This window comes from Actinoplanes couchii (assembly GCF_016862075.1).
In the GTDB taxonomy this organism is placed as follows: Bacteria; Actinomycetota; Actinomycetes; order Mycobacteriales; family Micromonosporaceae; genus Actinoplanes; species Actinoplanes couchii.
The window spans coordinates 63,017-78,838 of sequence record NZ_BOMG01000063.1 but is presented as its reverse complement, the minus strand read 5'-3'; the positions used below and the strand labels follow the sequence as shown (position 1 = coordinate 78,838).

Below are 15,822 nucleotides of genomic sequence, written 5' to 3'. Positions count from 1 at the left end.
CGGGTCACCGGGCGCCGTGACCGGCCAGGGCGGCGCGCGCGGTCCCGGCCGTGATCAGGGCGAGGGCGATCGCGCTCAGGACGATGAAGACGAGCCAGCCGATGTTCCACGGATCGAGGCCGGCATCGAAGACCGAGACGACCGGAAGAGACCACACCACCGTCGGTACGGCCACCTCGCGCGCGTCCTCGACACGCATCAGGAGGTCGGCCCGGCGCACCCACCGGTCCAGCAGCGCCAGGCCCAGCACCAGGGCGGTGACCAGGGCCGTCAGCGCGGTCAGTTGCACGCCGAAGTCGTCGGCCCGGAACGGCAGGGCGGAGATGTAGACGAGGGCCGGGGTCTACAGCAGGGCGTCGACTATCTGGGCCGCCCGCTTCTCGTGCTTGTCGTAACCGTCCGGGACACCCGAGCGCTGCACCGCCTGCGCCGCCTCGCCGAGGTCCTTGTCCTCCCAGTCGTCGATGGTGACCAGCTTGTCGTAGAACGCGTCCGCGGCGTACCGCGGGTTCATCAGCTGCTTCACCGAACCCCAGCCCTGACTGGGACGCTGCTGGAAGACACCGAGCGAGTCGAAGTTGTCGCCGCTGCCCTCATTCGGCCGGTCCAGTGAGCCGGGAACCGTCGGATTCGCCAGATTACGCAGGCTGGACTCCTGCATGCCGGTCATCATCGCCACCAGCATCGCCCGGCGCGGCAGGCCGAGATCCTGGGCGACGTCCACGATCACGGCGGCGTTGTTCATCTGCGTCTGATTGAGACCGGACACCGGTTCCGGGGGTTCCGGCGGCTTCGGGCTCGGTGACTTGCTCGCCTTCGCCGACTTCGTCGACGCGGCCGGTTTCGACGCCGAGACGGACGGCGCCGGGGTCGGCCGTTCGGCCCCGCGGGCGGCGGGTTCCGGGGCGTTGGAACGCTGCTGGAGCGCGGCGTCGACGGCGACCCGGGAGATGCCGGGCAAATCGGCCGGGCCGAAGGCGACCACACCGCCGACGGCGGCGCCGACCGTGGTCACCGCGACCAGCAGGGTGACGGTGCGGCCGGTTCGCCCACGGGCCCGGCGGCGGCCCTTCCGGCGTTTCCCGCCTTCCCAGTCCTGCTGGTACATGTCCGGGCCCGAACCGGGCAGCCCGGACTCCGCCTCGCCCTCGTCGAAGAAGGCGACCCGTTGCCGCGGGATCTCCCCTGTTCGCCGGTACCGACCGGGGTCGGTTGAATACTCCGCGTCGGACACGCGCTCAGCCACGTTCGGCTGATCCGGGTACGCCGGTGCCACGAACCGCCCCATCCCTCGTAACCACCTGCTCTTCTACAGGTCATTACGTCGGAACCGCCCGCCCGGATCAACCCGCGGAAGATGAAATCCGTTCCGTTCCGCCGGGAGCGTCACGGGACCGTCATGAATCTGAGTATTGGCTGACAAAGGTGGGGAGCAAGATCAGCGTCGCTGAACACACCTTGTGAACCGTGCGGGTGGGTCCGCTGCATGGCCCACCCTCTCGGCGCCACCTGGTACTCCTCCCCCGGAGTACCAGGTGGCGACACGCCCCTAGGGGCAGTTCGACGTCGCGGGACTTCCCGCCAGGCGCCGGCCGAGCCAGTCGACCGCCAGCGGCTGATCGGAGAGCAGCGGACCGAAATGGTTCAGCAGCGGACTCGCCGACCACGGGAGCACGACCGGGGCGTAGACCACCCGGCCGCCACGATCGCACCAGTCGGCGACCATCGCCCGGGCCTGGGCGTGCGGGACCAGGTTGTCGAAGACGCCGGTGGCGACCCGGATCACACCGGACGGTCTGCGGGTGCCGATCCGCTGATCGGTGATGAACTCCTCCAGCGCCGGTTCGGCGGCGATCACCTCGGTCATGGACTTTCCGCCGACGGTCCACGACGAACTGCGCTTCCCGGCGTAGGCGAGGATCGCGTCGCCGACACACATGGTGGACAGCCTGGTCAGGGCCGTCTGGCCGGCGTCGGAGAGATACCTGTCGAGGATCGGGCGCAGCGCCGGCTCGGACTGGGCGAAACCGTTGATCGACCAGCCCAGCGCCCCGGCGAGCTCACTGCCGTCGATGCCGCCGACGACCTCGGCCAGATCCGCCGGGGGTGCTCCGGCGTAACCGGCGGTCACCGTCACGTCCGGGGCGTAGGTCGCCTGCAACTCGGCCGCCGAGGCCACCGCGCCGCCACCCTGGCTGTAGCCGTACAGGCCGATGGGTTGGCTCGAAATGCCGGACAGGATCCGGGCGGCCCGGGCGGCGTCCAGGACCGCGTGACCGGAATCGACACGGTTGACGTAGGTGTGCAGCCGATCGGTGGTGCCCAGTCCCGGATAGTCGGTGGTGACCACCGCGATGCCCCGGATCAGCAGCCGGTAGATCGCCAGGACCTCGTAGCCGACCGACAGCGTCAGCTGATCGTTCTCGGTCCCGATGATCAGGCCCCGCTCCAGCGCGAGGGATGTCGAGCACTGGTCGCCCTGGCCCATCGTGCCGGGCGCCAGCACCACCAGCGGACGGGCGCCGCCGGCGGGCCAGGGCGCGGCGGGTTCCAGGTACGCCCCGGTGACGGCGACCGGGCCACCGGTGGAGTCGGTCGACTTGTACATGATCCGGGTGGCGCGGCCGGGCAGGGTGCCGTCGATGCCGGGCAGGGACAGCGCCAGCGGCAGCGGTTCGGTGCGGATCAGCGCGCCGTCGGCGGCGGGCAGCGTGGCCGGCGGGGTGTAGAACGCGGGAACCGGGACGGCGGCGCCCGCCTGTTCGGCCCGCGCCGGTTGGGCGGGGATCAGAAGTGCGACGAGCATGACTGCGGACATGACGGTACGCGGTGACATCAGCCCTCCACAGGCGGAGATGACAGATACGAATGTCGATGGAAACCGCGCGATTACCGGACGGTAACCATCGGAACCGAGAACCGACAGGGGGTCGCGTTCTCACTCCACGACGGGCGGCCCCGGCGGAACACCGTTACCGTCGAGACATGTCCGCCAGCGATGTGATCACGTACGAGACCAGCAACGACGGCATCACCCTGCGTGCCGCCCTGTCCGGTGAACTGGACCTCCGGGACGCCGACGAGGTCCGTGACAACCTGGCCGCGGCGGCGAGATCGTCCACGTACCAGGTGCTCCAGATCGACGTGTCCGAGGTGACCCTGATCGATTCGTACGCGCTGGGCGCCCTGGTCAGTGTCCGCAACTCGGTGGCGGCGGCCGGCATGAGGGTGACGCTGATCAACCCGTCGCCGCCGGTCGCCAAGGCGATCCAGGTGACCGGCCTGTCCGACGTCTTCGGGCTGCCGCCGCTGGAATAACCGGGTGCGGGGCCCGCCGGGGAGCGGCTAGCGTCGCCGCATGCGTACCAGTGAGGAGATCTATCACCGGGTGCGCTGGGATCCCCGGCTGGACCCGGCCCGGTTCGTGCTGGGCGTCGACGTCCGGGCCGCCGACGCCAAACGGGTTCCGCTGCCCGCGTTTGTGCCCGGCGGCGACATCCCCTGGCACCGGGTGCTGTTCATCGAAGCCGACGGCGAGCGGGTGTGGGACCGCGGCACCGGCGTGGACCGGATCGACACCACCACGGCCGGGCGGGTCCGGGAACCGCGCCGGCTCGATGCCCCGTTCTTCACCGCCCGCACCCCGCACTCCTGGACCGGCGGCTGGGTTCCGGCCCCTCCGGGCAGATCAGAATCGGTCACCACGTTGCGGGTGCTGACCTGGAACACGCTGTGGGACCGGTACGACGCCGACCTGATCGACACCGCCCGGCGGCGGCCGTTGCTGCTCGATCTGCTGGAACGTGCCGACGCCGATGTGATCGCGTTGCAGGAGGTCGAACGCGGTCTGCTGGAGCAGTTGCTCGCTGCTGAGTGGGTGCGCCGTGACTACACGCTGTGCACCGATCCGGCGGGTAAGGACGTCGACGACAGTGGGGTGCTGCTGCTCAGCCGGGTTCCGGTGCTGGAGTCGGCGCGGCATGTGCTCGGGCCGTACAAGCAGGTCACCGCGATCACCGTGGGTGGGCCGGTGGTGATCGCCGCGGTGCACCTGACCAGCGATCACTCCGCCGACGGGGCGGGGCGGCGGGAGGTCGAGCTGAGCGCGCTCGGCGGCGGGCTGGCCGGGATGGACGTGCCGGTGCTGGTCGTCGGCGACCTCAACGACGGCAGTGACACACCGTCGCGGCGACTCGGGATGCGGGACGCCTGGGCCGAGGTTCATGGTCCGGATGATGAGACGGTCACGTTTGATCCGATTCGGAATCCGCTTGCCGCCGTGGGGTCGCTGACCGGGCGGGGTGCGCGGCTGGACCGGGTTCTCATACGTGGTGCCGAGTTGAATCCGCTGGTGACGGGGCTGGTCGGGGATGCGCCGGTGGAGGGGCTCTGCGCTTCTGACCATTACGGCGTGAGCGTGGATGTCGCTGTCGGTGACGCCTCGATGGAGGATGTCGCTGGTCGGCCCGCTGCTTTTTCTGCCGGCTGGCCTGCTGCCCTGCCTGCCCCCCGGACCACTGCCCGGTCTGCGGTGGCCTGGTTGCCGCCGCGGGAGTTGTGGCCGGCGATCCAGGAGGTCCGGCGGGCGCACGATCCGCAGTTCGACCGGTGGCCGCCGCACGTCAACGTGCTTTTCGGCTTCCTTCCGGAAGCAGACTTCGAGGAGGCCGCGACACTCCTGGCAGGCGCGACGGCCGAGATTCCCCCATTTCAGACCACCATTGCCGGCGTACGTTCATTCACCCAGCGTGACGACGCCACCATCTGGCTCGACCCGGCATCCTCGGGTTCCGCATCGTGGGAGGCGGTCCACCGGGCAGCACAACGCCGCTTCCCGCAGTGCCGGGACCGAGCTGAGGGCTGGACCCCACACCTGACCGTGGGCCGGGATAGCAAACCATCCACCACAGCACGCGTGGACCACCCGGGCCCGTCAACCTCCGCCACTCGCGACGGCCGGGCGGGTGCATCGTCCGCCGCCGCGCGGGTGGGGCCGGTGACCGCGTGGGTCGACCGGCTCACCCTGCTGTCACGGCGTGGGGACGAGCCGATGGTTCCTCGCGCGGAGGTGATGCTGGGTACCGGTGAGGTGCGCTGGCTGCCGGAAGGTACCGGTGAGGTGCGCCGGCCGCCGGAACCGCCGCCGGAGCCGCTCCCGCCCGAACCCGTCACGGTTTCGGTGGCCGGGGTGATCGAGGAGATCCGGGCCGCGATTCCGGACGGGGTGGTCCACCTCGCCGGGTCGCGGCGTCTCGGCTGCGAATTGCCCGGCGCCGACCTCGACCTGGTGGCCGTCCTTCCTGCCACGGCGGGGCTGCCGGAACGACTCGCGGCCGCCGGGTGGTCGGTGCGACCGGTGATCGGGGCCCGGGTTCCAGGGCTGCGCCTGTCCCGGTCCGGCCTCGACGTCGACCTGGTCACGGTTTTCCTCGACGGCACAGGTTCTTCCAGCGGCACAGCTTCAACCCGTTCTTTCGGTGGTGCGGCTTCAACCGGTTCTTTCGGCGGTGCGGCTTTGGCCGGTGCTGGTGGGGCTCTCGGTGGTGTGGCGGTGGGGGACGCAGTGGCTCGGCGGGGCGAACTCGGCGACGCTTCGGCTATTGCACTCAGCGCGGTTTCCGATGCGGAGGCTGTGCTTGCGGCTACGGCCGGGGTGCCCGGGTTTGTCCCGTTGGCACGGGCGGTCAAAGGGTGGGCTCGGGCTCGTGGGCTGGATTCGGCACCATTCGGCGGGCTGCCCGGAGTGGCCTGGGTGGTGCTTGCCGCCCGGACCGCCATCGACGCCCGGAGTGCCATCGATGACGGCGGGCTTTCGCCGGCGGCGCTGCTGGAACGGTTCTTCGAGACGTGGGCTGCCTGGGACTGGGCTGAGCCTGTCGGTCTCCACGGTGTTGCCGCGGGGGATTTTCCCTCGTACCCGATGACGATTTTGACTCCGTCCTCTCCCGTTCGGAGTTGCACCGATCAGGTCGGTTCGGGAATTCGGGATCTGTTGGCCCAGGAGATGTATCAAGCCTGGGAAGGGCAGGCCCCCACCCCACCTCATCGGCGGCATCGGGACTGGGCTGTCGTTACCGTGGAGCCGGTTTCGGGTGAGTTGTTCGACGAGACTGTCGGGCGGTTCCGGGGGCGGGTTCGTTCGCTGCTGACCATGCTGGAGGAGGCCGGGATGGTTGACGTGCATGCTTGGCCTCGGCCGTTCACCGTTACTCCGGTTCGCCGGGACTATGCGATCGGCCTCGGGCGCCGGCCGCCTCCTCCTGGACTGCTGGCCAACTGGTCGGCCGGTCTGCCCGGGGTGACCCTCACCCAGGTCGACGGCGGATCGGTACCCACCCTGCGCTGACCGGCGCTCTCCCCGGGTTCCGACGACGCCCCGGATGTCAGCGGGCCGGGGCTGCGGGGGCCGGGGATCTGGTCCCGGTTATCGCGGAGATGTCGGCTGCGCCCTGGCCTGCGGAGGCTGCCCGGGTCAGTAGTGTGGCGGCGGCTTCGGCTGCCGGCAGGGGTTCCGGGGTGGCGGCTCGGGCCAAGTTCAGGTCCTTGGCTGCCATCGTCACCGCGAATGATGAACCCGGGCCGCCTGCCGCTCGGGTGGCCAGGGCTGCCAGAGGGCTCGCGGCCAGCAGGGCCAAGGCTTCGGGGCGGGCGACGCCGACCGCCCTCGCTACGGCTACCGCGTCGGCTACCACGGCCAAGCCGGTGATCGTCGCGGTGTTCAGGATCAGCTTGTAGGCCGCTCCCCTGCCCAGCGGACCGCACCTGTGCACGGTTCCCAGTGCGGCCAGGACCGGTTCGACCCGATCCACGGTGGCCGGGTCGCCGCCGGCCAGGATTCGGAGGGTGCCCGATGTCGCGGCTCCCACGCTTCCGGCCACCGGGGCGTCGATCATGGACACGCCTGCGGGCAGGCTGTCGGCTACCCGGCGGACTCCGTCGGGGCCGATCGTGGACATCTCGATCACCGTGGTTCCGGAGCGTGGATACGCCTCGGCCAGGACTGCCCGGACTGCGGACTCGTCGGTGAGCATGGTGATCACCACGTCGGCGTCTGCACAGGCCAGCGCGGGTGAGTCGGCCGGTTCGGCTCCGGGTACCCGGCGGCCGGGGGTTCGGTTCCAGGTGCGTACCGGGTGGCCCTGCTCCACCAGGCGGGCGGCCAGTGCGGTTCCCATGTGCCCGAGTCCGAGCACTGCGATGTTCAGCATGGGTCGAGCCAAGCACCGACGTTGGCATGTCACCAACGAATGTCTCGCATGGTTGCCATGCGGTCTGCGAATATCAGCTGGTGCAGACCGAACTGCTCCGGATCTTTCGTGAGGTCGCCCACCGCCGGTCGATCACCGCCGCTGCTCAGGCGCTGCGGTACACCCAGTCGACGGTGTCCCGGCAGATCGCCGCTCTCGAAGCCGACTTCGGGGCCCGGCTGATCGATCGTCTGCCCCGCGGCATCGTGCTGACCGAGCAGGGGCGGGTGCTGCTCGGCCATGCCGAGGCGGTGCTGGGCCGGCTGGAGGACGCCCGGCGGGACATGCGAGCTGTCGGTGACGCGTCTCTGGGCCGTCTGCGGGTGGCGGCGTTCGCCACGGCCCTGGTGGCTCTCGTGCCGCAGGCTCTCGCTCGGATCAGAGCGGAGTTCCCGGCTGTCGAGCTGAGCCTGGTGGAAGGCCTGACCCCGCGGCTGATCGAACGGCTGGCGGCGGGCGAGGCGGACATCGCCGTCCTCAGTACCGCCTCCGACCAGCTGCTCGACGATCCCCGACTGGACCTGCACCATCTGCTCGACGAACCGATGCTCGTCGCGGTGCCACGCGACCACCCGCTCGCCAACGGCACCATCGCAGCCAGCGGGACCGGCATCGCGGAGGTCGACGGGAGCGGCATCGTGGGAGTTGGCGGCACCGGCGTGGTTGAGCTGGCCGCGCTCGCCGGGGAGTCCTGGATCGCTGGTGGGGCGGGGCCGCAGGAGTCACTGCTCGCGGCCGGGATCCGGCACGGCTTTCGGCCTCGGGTCGAATTCGCCGCTGACGAATGGTTCGCCAAGCTCGGCCTTGTCGCTGCCGGGCTCGGCATCACCCTGCTGCCTGCGCTCGCCGCCCGCGCGGCGCCACCCGACATCGCCCTGCTCCGGCTGAACCCCGGCGAACTACCGCCCCGCACGGTGTATGCCGCCACCCTCGCCGGCCGCACCCGTTCCGCCGTGGTGAACGCGTTCCTGACCGAGCTGCGATCCGGCGCCGCGGCCATTCAAGAACGGTGAACCGCCCAACTATCGGCAGCAGAACAGACTCGGTGAGTGGGTCAGATGAGGCGGAAGCGTTTGGCCACGATCAGGGTTTCGTCGTTGATGGTCAGGTCGGGGAGTTCGGCGCGGATCTCGGGGGACGTCCAGAACTCGGTGTGGCCGGCCCGCCACTGGGCCACCGATTCGTCGCCCTCGCCCTCGTCCAGGACGTGCTGCAGGTCCACGTCGGCCAGGCGCAGCACCCGGACCTCGGTCAGTTCGATGGTCGCCACCGGGCGGTCGGTGGAGTCGATCACGGCCAGGCGCTGACCGGGTGCGGGCAGTGGTTTGCCGTCCAGTTCGTACCCGGCGAGCAGGGCTGTGGTGGTGGTCTTGGCACCGGACAGGACCGCGGCGACCAGCTGGTCCCGCAGCGGGCCGGGGAAGGCGAACTCCATCCGGGGGAGCTGCAGGGTCTCGAGTTCGGCGGCGCGGCGCAGGTCCTTCGGGCGGCCGATGGCGCGGCGCATGGCGATCAGGTCGGGCAGGGTTACATAGCGGACGAAACCGGCGGTCAGGGCGCGGTCCAGGCAGGCCGCGGTGTCCAGGCCGCCCCACGGCAGCGCGGTGGAGCACAGATCGCCGAAGACCCCGTCCACCGTGTACGCCACCTGCGGCAGGCTCAGATCGGGCAGCTCGGTGCAGCCGGCGGCGGTCAGCGCGGCCCGCAACGCCCGCTCTTGCGAAAAAGGCGAAGGCGGCGACGAGGACGACGACAAGAACGACGGCGGCGGCGCGGTTCCGTCCCACAGCAGGTCGAGGTCCTCGGTCGGGTCGGTGGAACCGTGCATGATGCCGGCCACCTGGCCGATGACCGCCGCGCGGGAACCCGCCTCGTGCAGCGCCCGCAGGAACGGGAGCATGTGCGGCAGGTTCTGTTCCAGGCACAGGAGGGCTGTCATGGCGTCAGGATATCGGCGATCATGCGGTGTCCCTGTCCCTCGAACTCCTCGTTGCCGACCGCGAACGCCCAGCAGGCGGTGCCGATCGCCTCGCGCACCCGGGTCCGGCGCCAGGCGTCCGGCTCGCGCGGGTCGGGCCCGTACCCGCGCAGGAACGCCTCCTCCAGGTCCGGGCGGCCGGGGAAGTCCTGCACCGCGATCCGGGTGAGGTCGGTCCACGGTGGGCGCAGCGCGGCGCGACCGAAATCGATGACGCTGACGATGCCCTCGTGCACGAGCCAGTTGCGGGGCTGCCAGTCACCGTGGGTGGGCACCACCATCGACGGCGGGGTGGGCCAGGCGGTGATCTCGGCACGCAGCCGCCGGACGGTGTCCGGGCCGATCCGGTGCGGGCCGTCGAGCAGCCGCAGCGACTTCTGGTTCTCCAGCAGCTCGTACCGGTCGTCGGCAACCGCGGTCTGCCCGTGGAACACCGCGAGCAACTCGCCGGCCTGCCGGAACGTCGCGGCGTCGCCGACGGCCGCGGTGTCCAGCACCAGCCGCCCCGGCAGATACGTGGTGACCAGCAGTTTCGCGTCGGTGTCGCCGTGCAGCAGCCGCGGCGCCCGGCCGTGGGCGGTCCACGGTTCCAGCCAGTTGCGGTGCGCGTGCAGCTCCCGCGCGATGTGATGATCGGCGTCGCCGCCGGCTTTCACGATCAAGGTCCGGCTGTCGTACGCCACCTCGAGCACCGTGGTCTGCACCAGGCCCCAACTGTGGTCCCGGACCACCTCGGCACCGGGCAGCCAGCGATCCAGCAGCTCCCGCTGCCGCGACGACCACAGATCCGTCATCGCAGCAGTTTAGGGCGGATCCGGTGCGCGGCGGCGATCAGTGCCACCGCGACCACCACGCCGATGACCGTCTCCAGCGCGCGGTCGGCCATCAGCGCGAGCAGGCGGTCCGGGGTGTCCGGGTGGGACATGCCGATGGTCAACGGGGTGATGAACAGCAGCGCCAGGGAGTAGTTGCGGGCGATCAGCAGCTCGGCGCCGAACAGCAGGACCGCGGTCAGCACGGCGATCTCCAGCGGGCCGGGCGCGTGCAGGAACAGCACCCCGGCGACCAGGACGCCGAGCAGGGTGCCGACCAGGCGGTGCCCGGCGCGCAGGATCTGGGCGCCGGTGCTGACGCCGACGACCGGGACCACGGCGGCGACCATCGCCCAGGACGGGTGCCGCAGGCCGGCGGTCAGGGCGATCGAGCCGGCGACGGCCGCACCGGCGAAGCAGATCGCGGCGTGAAGAGCAGTCGTCCTGGTCACCGCCCGTGACGGTTGGGGTGGATTCGGCGAAGGGCGGGCTGACCTCGTACGAAAAAAATCGCTTGAAGCCGTGACCGACAATGCCCACAGTAGGCCGACCGTGGAGAAGCCGGCCGGGATCGCGCTCGCCGCGCCGAAGACGAACACCGGGAAGAGGGCGCCCGGCGGGCTCCAGCGGCCGGCGTCGGCGAGGACGGTGGCGAGACCCGCGACCACGGCGGTGGCCAGGACCAGGACGATCCCGGGCACGGCCGCGGCGGCCAGCACGGTCGCGATGATCACCAGGAGGACCAGGACCAGACCCACCATCGCCTGTACGCGTAACCGCCGCCGTGGGCTGTCCGAGCGCGCGTAGGCGGCGGTGACCGCGCCGAGCAGCGCCCAGCCGGCCCAGGTCGGCTGCCCGGCCATGGTCAGCAGGACCGGCGGGACCAGGGCGGCGATCGCCATCCGCAGGGCCGGGTGGTGTGCTCCGGCGTGCGGGGCGACGTGCCACATCTGCCGCAGGGTCGTCGCCGTCATCGTCGCTCCCGTCCACCAACTGATTTACCAGTTAACTATCATGCGAGCATGCGTGACGAGGTCGACGAGATCCAGGAACAGTGGCGGCACTCACGGCCGGAGCTCGACGTCGGCCCGGCCGGGGTCTTCCTGCGGATCATGCGGATCTCCCGGCTCGCGCACCGGCACGCCGACGAGGCGCTCGCCGCGCACGGCATCGACCGGGCCGGGTTCGAGGTGCTGTCGGTGATCGTCCGGGCCGGGCGGCCGGTGTCCCCCGCGCGGATCGCCGACGAGCTGCACCTGACCCGGGCCGGCGTCACCAAACGGCTGCGCCCGCTGGAGACGGCCGGACTGATCGGCAGGCATCCGCATGGGCGGGACGGGCGCAGCGTGCTGCTCGACGTGACCGATTCCGGTCGTGCGGTCGTCGCTCCGGCGCTGGACACGATCCAGCGGCTGGAGTCCTCGTGGCTGTCGTCGCTGCCCGCCGGGGATCACGCCGCGCTGGAGCCGGCGCTGCGGCGGCTGCTGGCCAGCCTTCAGTCGATGTAGTCCGGGCTGGGCAGCGCCCGGTCCGGCAGATGCCGGAAGGTCGCGGTCACCGACTTCAGCAGATCCGGGGACGGCGGTACGTGGATCGACACCCAGCCCGGCGCCACGCCCTCGACCTCGGCGAGCTCCGGCCGGCCGACGGGCACGAACTGGTCGTAGAACAGCACGTCCCGGCTGCGCCGCGGGGGCGGCAGCGGCATGCCCAGCAGCGTCGCGCCCAGCGGGAACGCCACCTCCAGCCAGAGGTGCCCGACCAGGTCAGCGGCCGCCGGCTCGTACTCGACCACGATCCGGAACCGGAAGGGCGAGACTGGGAAACCGTCCGGTTCGAGGTGCCCCCAGATGCCGCTCCGCACCTTCTCGCCCCGGGCCACCGGATCGGAGTCGGCCTCGTCGAAGAGGTAACCCTCCTCCGGGCAGAACGGGGTGACCGCCTGATACTCCAGGGTGATCGGGTTGGGCCAGCTCTTGACGGTCAGCGCCACCGGACCGCCCGGCGTCTCCAGGACCAGCCGGTTCACCACCACCTCGCGCTGCTCCGGCGGGCCGAGCATCATGCCGACCAGCGGAAACGGCTCGTCCACCCGGACCGCGGCCGGCTCGGTCAGCGTCGAACCCCAGAGCGGCGGGGTCGCGGTCAGCCGCTCGATCTCGGCCTCGATCTCGGCCCTCTGCAGGCCGAACAGGGCAAGCCGGCGGCGGAACCACTCGTCGCCGCGCGCCCAGTGCCGGTGCAAGCGGGCCCGGCCGTGCTCACTGATCCGGTCGAGCGCCTCCTCCGGGAGCAGCTCGACACCGATCGCCCCGCCCAGCCGCTCGGCCAGGTCCCGGGAGATCGACGGATGGTTCCAGGCGTCGTCGTCGCTCTCCCGGCGCAGCAACCGGTACCAGACGCCCCGGGAGCGGTCGAGGTGGACATCCCGGTAGAACACGCCGGCCCAGGGGACCTCGCCCCTGGTGAAGTAGACGAGCCGGTACCGCTCGTGGAACTGGTAGGTGGCGACCTCGGCCAGCAGCTGGTGGTGTGAGCGGTACACCCGCAGCAGCCGGTAACCGCGGGCGCGCAGGTCCCGGTCGACGACCTCTTCGGTGTACGGGTCCGGGCCGGCCAGGAAGATCCGCTCGATCAGGCCGCCGTCCCGGATCAGCCACACCGTCCCGTAGTGACGGCAGCCGGTCGCCGCGGCGAGGTCGGCCGAGAGTTCCCCGAATTCGGACGGCAGCATCCGGCAATCCTGGCAACCGATCGGAAACGCAGGCGCACCGGGTTGGTGATCCTTCGTCGTGGCACCGGGCCGAATTCATCAGTGACACCGGGAAACACCACGAAGGGACAACTTCTTGCGCCAGATTCTTCGCCGCCTCGCCGTGACCGCCCTCCTCGCCCCGGTCGCCGCTCTGGCCGCCGCCACGATGACCGCGAACCCGGCCGCCGCCGCGAAGGTTTCCGAGCAGGCGCTCCAGACCCAGATCAACCAGCTCGTCAACGTCGAGCGGGCCGAGCACGGCTGTGGCGCTCTGAAGGTCAACGCGCAGATCACCGCCGCCGCCCGAGCCCACAGCGCCTACATGGCCCAGACCGGCAAGTTCTCCCACACCGGCAAGGGCGGGTCGCGCTTCTCCACCCGAATCAAGAACGCCGGCTACGCCAAGCCGTCCGCCGAGAACATCGCCTGGGGCTACCAGTCCGCCGCCGCCGTCGTCGACGGCTGGATGAAGAGCCCGGGCCACCGCACCAACATCCTCAACTGCAAGTCCAAGACCGTCGGCGTCGGCGTCGTCTACTCCGCCGGCGGCGCCCCGTACTACACCCAGGACTTCGGTTTCTGATCCGGCACGTGGCGGGCTGATCTCTCGATCAGCCCGCTTCGCCGTGTTCAGTCCTCGTCGTCGTCCTTATCCTTCTTCTTCTCCGCGGCCCGCTCCAGCGCCAGGTCCAGGGCGATCACGCTGCCGATGATCAGCAGCGGTTCGACACCCGGGGCGACCTGGACCGCGTAGGTGTCGCGGATAGTCAGCCAGCGCTTGGACACCGAGGCGACCTCCTCGCCGCCCTGCTCGATCACGTACTCGTGGTCCAGCAGGTCGCCCTTCATCTCCAGGTCGTCCGGGCCGGGCACGTCGATGGTGAACTTGTCCCGGAACGGGGTGAACAGGTTCTTCCGGACCTCGGCCGCCTTCTCCCCGCCGATCCGGATCTCGTAGGTGGGCCGCAGCGAGACCAGATGCCGGTGCACGGTGGCCAACTCGTCCCCGTCCGGGTTCTCGATGATCACCTTGTCCCGGACGCTGAGCACCTTGCCGTCCACGTGGTAGATCTTCGTGCCGTGCTCGTCCAGCACGTCGAAGTCGTCACCGATCGCGAAGAACCGTTCCCTGATCACATACATGGGTCGATCATCCCAGGTGAACCCCGACCCGGCCCGCCTGCCGCTCCACCCGGTCCCGCTGCTCGGTCAGTTCCCGCAGCCGCCACCTGATCCGCTCCGGCGACGGCATCGCCCCATCATGACTGCGCGGTGCTGCTCCGAAGAATCGGCGGATTCAGCGTTCGTTGTGTGCCCCTCCGGTAGAGAGCCGCCGGCCGCCCCAGTGGTGGGACACGCCGCTGGCCGGTAGCTTCGATGAACCCACTGCTACTCAACACCTTCCGGCTGAAGTTTCGGGGATCGAGCGGTCGACCCCAGACCACCTCGTAGACATTTCGAAGGTCGCCGATGGTGAAGGCCGGCCCACAGAAGGCCGTCGCCAGCGTGGTGAACTCCAACCGGGTACGGGCGTGTTCGACCGCGGCCGTCAGGATCTCGTCGTGATCGAACGCGAGCCACCCACTCGCTTCAGCGATCGGAACCCATGCCGCTGACGCTGCGTCCGAACCGGCTTCGGGGACCGGAAGATCAGGTGCTACGGCAAGGTAGGCGACGCTGACCACACGGCCTCGAGGGTCGCGGTCCGGCTCTCCGTAGGTGCCCAGTTGTTCGAGATGCAGGTTTCGGCCGTCAAGCCCGGTTTCTTCGCTCAGTTCCCGCACGGCCGCGTCGCGCAGGCCCTCGCCGTCCCGCAGGAATCCACCTGGCAGCGCGAGCTGCCCGAGGAAGGGCTCCTTGCCTCTCGCGATGACCAGCGTCTGGAGCGCGTTCTCCCGCACAGTGAGGATGGCGAGGTCGACCGCCAATCTCAGCACAGCATGGCTCCTGGCCGTCATACACGCAGCTTAACGATTAATGTCCTATTGACACAAACTAAGGTCAACTGTCGGAATGCCCGAGGCGGCTGGATCACGAACGGGGCACTTACTGTGCCTATGACAAGAAGCTAACTTGACCGCATGCGTCAGCATCGATGGAAAACCTCCCCTGTCGTCATCCTCACCGCTCTCGACCTTGAGTACGAGGCGGTCCGGGAGCGGCTCACCGAGGTCCGGCCGGCTCCTCCACTCTCGGGAACCCGGTTCGAAACAGGATCACTGCCCGGCGGCGTGGGGGATGCCGTCCTCGTCCTCGCCGGCATGGGCAACCATGTGTCGGCAGTCATCGCGGAACGCGCCATCAACGAGTTCCAGCCAGCAGCGGTGCTCTTCGTCGGCGTGGCGGGCAGACTGAAACCGAGTGTCGCTCTGGGTGACATCGTCGTCGCCACACACGTCTACGCCTACCATGGCGCGGCGGCCCGCATCGATGGTGTCAGTTCACGCCCCCGGGTCTGGGACCTCGATCATGGCATCGAACAGACTGCTCATCACATCAGCCGCCGTTATTCGCGAGAACGCCGCGATCGGCCGACGGCCGATTCGCCCCACGTACACTTCGGCCCGATTGCCTCCGGGGAGGTGCTGCACGACGCGCCCGAGTCGGAGCCGCTGACCTGGATCAGAAAACACTATGAGGACGCCGTCGCCATCGAGATGGAAGCGGCCGGATTTGCCAAGGCGGGTCAACTCAACTCCGTACCGGGTGCGGTGATCCGAGGAATCAGTGACGCCGCCGACGGCACGAAAGCGACAACCGACGGCGACAACTGGCAGGCTCACGCGGTTCGCAACGCCGCTGGCTTTGCCATCGAACTCGCGGCCGATCTGGCTGCCGCCGGGCCCCCGAAAGCCGAGCCGGTGAGCCCAGAGGATCGGGGATGTCGCGTAGAGACATACGGCGGGAGCCACGGTGCAGTGGCCGGTGTCATCAATGGTGGTGTGCACAACTCCTATCCGGGCTTTACCGGAACACCGCTTACCGGCGAACGGGGATGGTCTTGAACCAGCCACCGGTGAACCCGCGCGT

The 15,822-nt window shown here is 69.9% G+C and carries 16 protein-coding genes; 6 read left to right on the top strand and 10 right to left on the bottom strand.

From position 1 onward, the window contains the following. Positions 1-4: 4 nt before the first annotated feature. From Aco03nite_RS26020 to Aco03nite_RS26010, 3 genes are all read right to left on the bottom strand, one after another. Complete coding sequence (locus Aco03nite_RS26020; protein ID WP_203798777.1) at positions 5-289, bottom strand: hypothetical protein; 285 nt, start codon at positions 287-289, stop codon at positions 5-7. A gap of 54 nt (positions 290-343) precedes the next feature. Then, entirely contained in the window at positions 344-1,246 is a 903-nt protein-coding gene (locus tag Aco03nite_RS26015; RefSeq protein ID WP_203798776.1) for a hypothetical protein, read from the bottom strand. Between the two features lie 303 nt (positions 1,247-1,549). Then, positions 1,550-2,836: a lipase family protein gene (locus Aco03nite_RS26010; RefSeq protein WP_203798775.1), complete on the bottom strand. Its 1,287-nt coding sequence runs from the start codon at positions 2,834-2,836 to the stop codon at positions 1,550-1,552. A gap of 149 nt (positions 2,837-2,985) precedes the next feature. Between Aco03nite_RS26010 and Aco03nite_RS26005 the strand changes: the two genes are divergently transcribed. Both Aco03nite_RS26005 and Aco03nite_RS26000 read left to right on the top strand, forming a co-directional pair. Further along, on the top strand, positions 2,986-3,318 hold the full coding sequence (locus tag Aco03nite_RS26005) for an STAS domain-containing protein (protein WP_203798774.1): 333 nt from the start codon (positions 2,986-2,988) through the stop codon (positions 3,316-3,318). 40 nt (positions 3,319-3,358) lie between these two features. Continuing rightward, positions 3,359-6,346, top strand: a complete 2,988-nt coding sequence (locus Aco03nite_RS26000; RefSeq protein ID WP_203798773.1) for a poly(A) polymerase — start codon at positions 3,359-3,361, stop codon at positions 6,344-6,346. 37 nt (positions 6,347-6,383) lie between these two features. On the opposite strand, the gene Aco03nite_RS25995 is transcribed toward Aco03nite_RS26000, so the two are convergent. After that, the gene (locus tag Aco03nite_RS25995) at positions 6,384-7,208 is read right to left on the bottom strand and encodes an NAD(P)-dependent oxidoreductase (RefSeq protein ID WP_203798772.1); all 825 of its coding nucleotides are present in this window, start codon (positions 7,206-7,208) and stop codon (positions 6,384-6,386) included. A gap of 80 nt (positions 7,209-7,288) precedes the next feature. On the opposite strand from Aco03nite_RS25995, the gene Aco03nite_RS25990 reads away from it, so the two are divergent. Next, positions 7,289-8,260: a LysR family transcriptional regulator gene (locus Aco03nite_RS25990; RefSeq protein WP_239145430.1), complete on the top strand. Its 972-nt coding sequence runs from the start codon at positions 7,289-7,291 to the stop codon at positions 8,258-8,260. A 41-nt stretch (positions 8,261-8,301) separates the two neighbouring features. On the opposite strand, the gene Aco03nite_RS25985 is transcribed toward Aco03nite_RS25990, so the two are convergent. The 3 genes from Aco03nite_RS25985 to Aco03nite_RS25975 all read right to left on the bottom strand — a co-directional run bounded on the left by Aco03nite_RS25985 (position 8,302) and on the right by Aco03nite_RS25975 (position 11,011). Beyond that, complete coding sequence (locus Aco03nite_RS25985) at positions 8,302-8,682, bottom strand: ASCH domain-containing protein (protein WP_239145434.1); 381 nt, start codon at positions 8,680-8,682, stop codon at positions 8,302-8,304. 500 nt (positions 8,683-9,182) lie between these two features. Further along, complete coding sequence (locus Aco03nite_RS25980; RefSeq protein WP_203798770.1) at positions 9,183-10,019, bottom strand: aminoglycoside phosphotransferase family protein; 837 nt, start codon at positions 10,017-10,019, stop codon at positions 9,183-9,185. After that, complete coding sequence (locus Aco03nite_RS25975) at positions 10,016-11,011, bottom strand: FUSC family protein (RefSeq protein WP_203798768.1); 996 nt, start codon at positions 11,009-11,011, stop codon at positions 10,016-10,018. Before Aco03nite_RS25975 ends, Aco03nite_RS25980 begins: the two co-directional genes overlap by 4 nt. A 48-nt stretch (positions 11,012-11,059) precedes the next feature. Between Aco03nite_RS25975 and Aco03nite_RS25970 the strand changes: the two genes are divergently transcribed. Further along, entirely contained in the window at positions 11,060-11,545 is a 486-nt protein-coding gene (locus Aco03nite_RS25970) for a MarR family winged helix-turn-helix transcriptional regulator (RefSeq protein WP_203798766.1), read from the top strand. On the opposite strand, the gene Aco03nite_RS25965 is transcribed toward Aco03nite_RS25970, so the two are convergent. Continuing rightward, positions 11,533-12,771 (bottom strand): hypothetical protein, encoded by a 1,239-nt coding sequence (locus tag Aco03nite_RS25965; RefSeq protein ID WP_203798764.1) that lies wholly within the window; start codon positions 12,769-12,771, stop codon positions 11,533-11,535. The genes Aco03nite_RS25970 and Aco03nite_RS25965 overlap by 13 nt on opposite strands. A gap of 115 nt (positions 12,772-12,886) precedes the next feature. Here Aco03nite_RS25965 and Aco03nite_RS25960 point away from each other — a divergent pair, with 115 nt between their 5' ends. Further along, positions 12,887-13,375: a CAP domain-containing protein gene (locus Aco03nite_RS25960; RefSeq protein ID WP_239145429.1), complete on the top strand. Its 489-nt coding sequence runs from the start codon at positions 12,887-12,889 to the stop codon at positions 13,373-13,375. 47 nt (positions 13,376-13,422) lie between these two features. On the opposite strand, the gene Aco03nite_RS25955 is transcribed toward Aco03nite_RS25960, so the two are convergent. Then, entirely contained in the window at positions 13,423-13,935 is a 513-nt protein-coding gene (locus tag Aco03nite_RS25955) for an LURP-one-related/scramblase family protein (protein WP_203798761.1), read from the bottom strand. A gap of 116 nt (positions 13,936-14,051) precedes the next feature. Then, positions 14,052-14,750, bottom strand: a complete 699-nt coding sequence (locus Aco03nite_RS25950; protein WP_203798759.1) for an NUDIX hydrolase — start codon at positions 14,748-14,750, stop codon at positions 14,052-14,054. A 123-nt stretch (positions 14,751-14,873) separates the two neighbouring features. Between Aco03nite_RS25950 and Aco03nite_RS25945 the strand changes: the two genes are divergently transcribed. Next, positions 14,874-15,797: a 5'-methylthioadenosine/S-adenosylhomocysteine nucleosidase family protein gene (locus Aco03nite_RS25945; RefSeq protein WP_203798757.1), complete on the top strand. Its 924-nt coding sequence runs from the start codon at positions 14,874-14,876 to the stop codon at positions 15,795-15,797. The last annotated feature ends 25 nt before the right edge of the window (positions 15,798-15,822 follow it).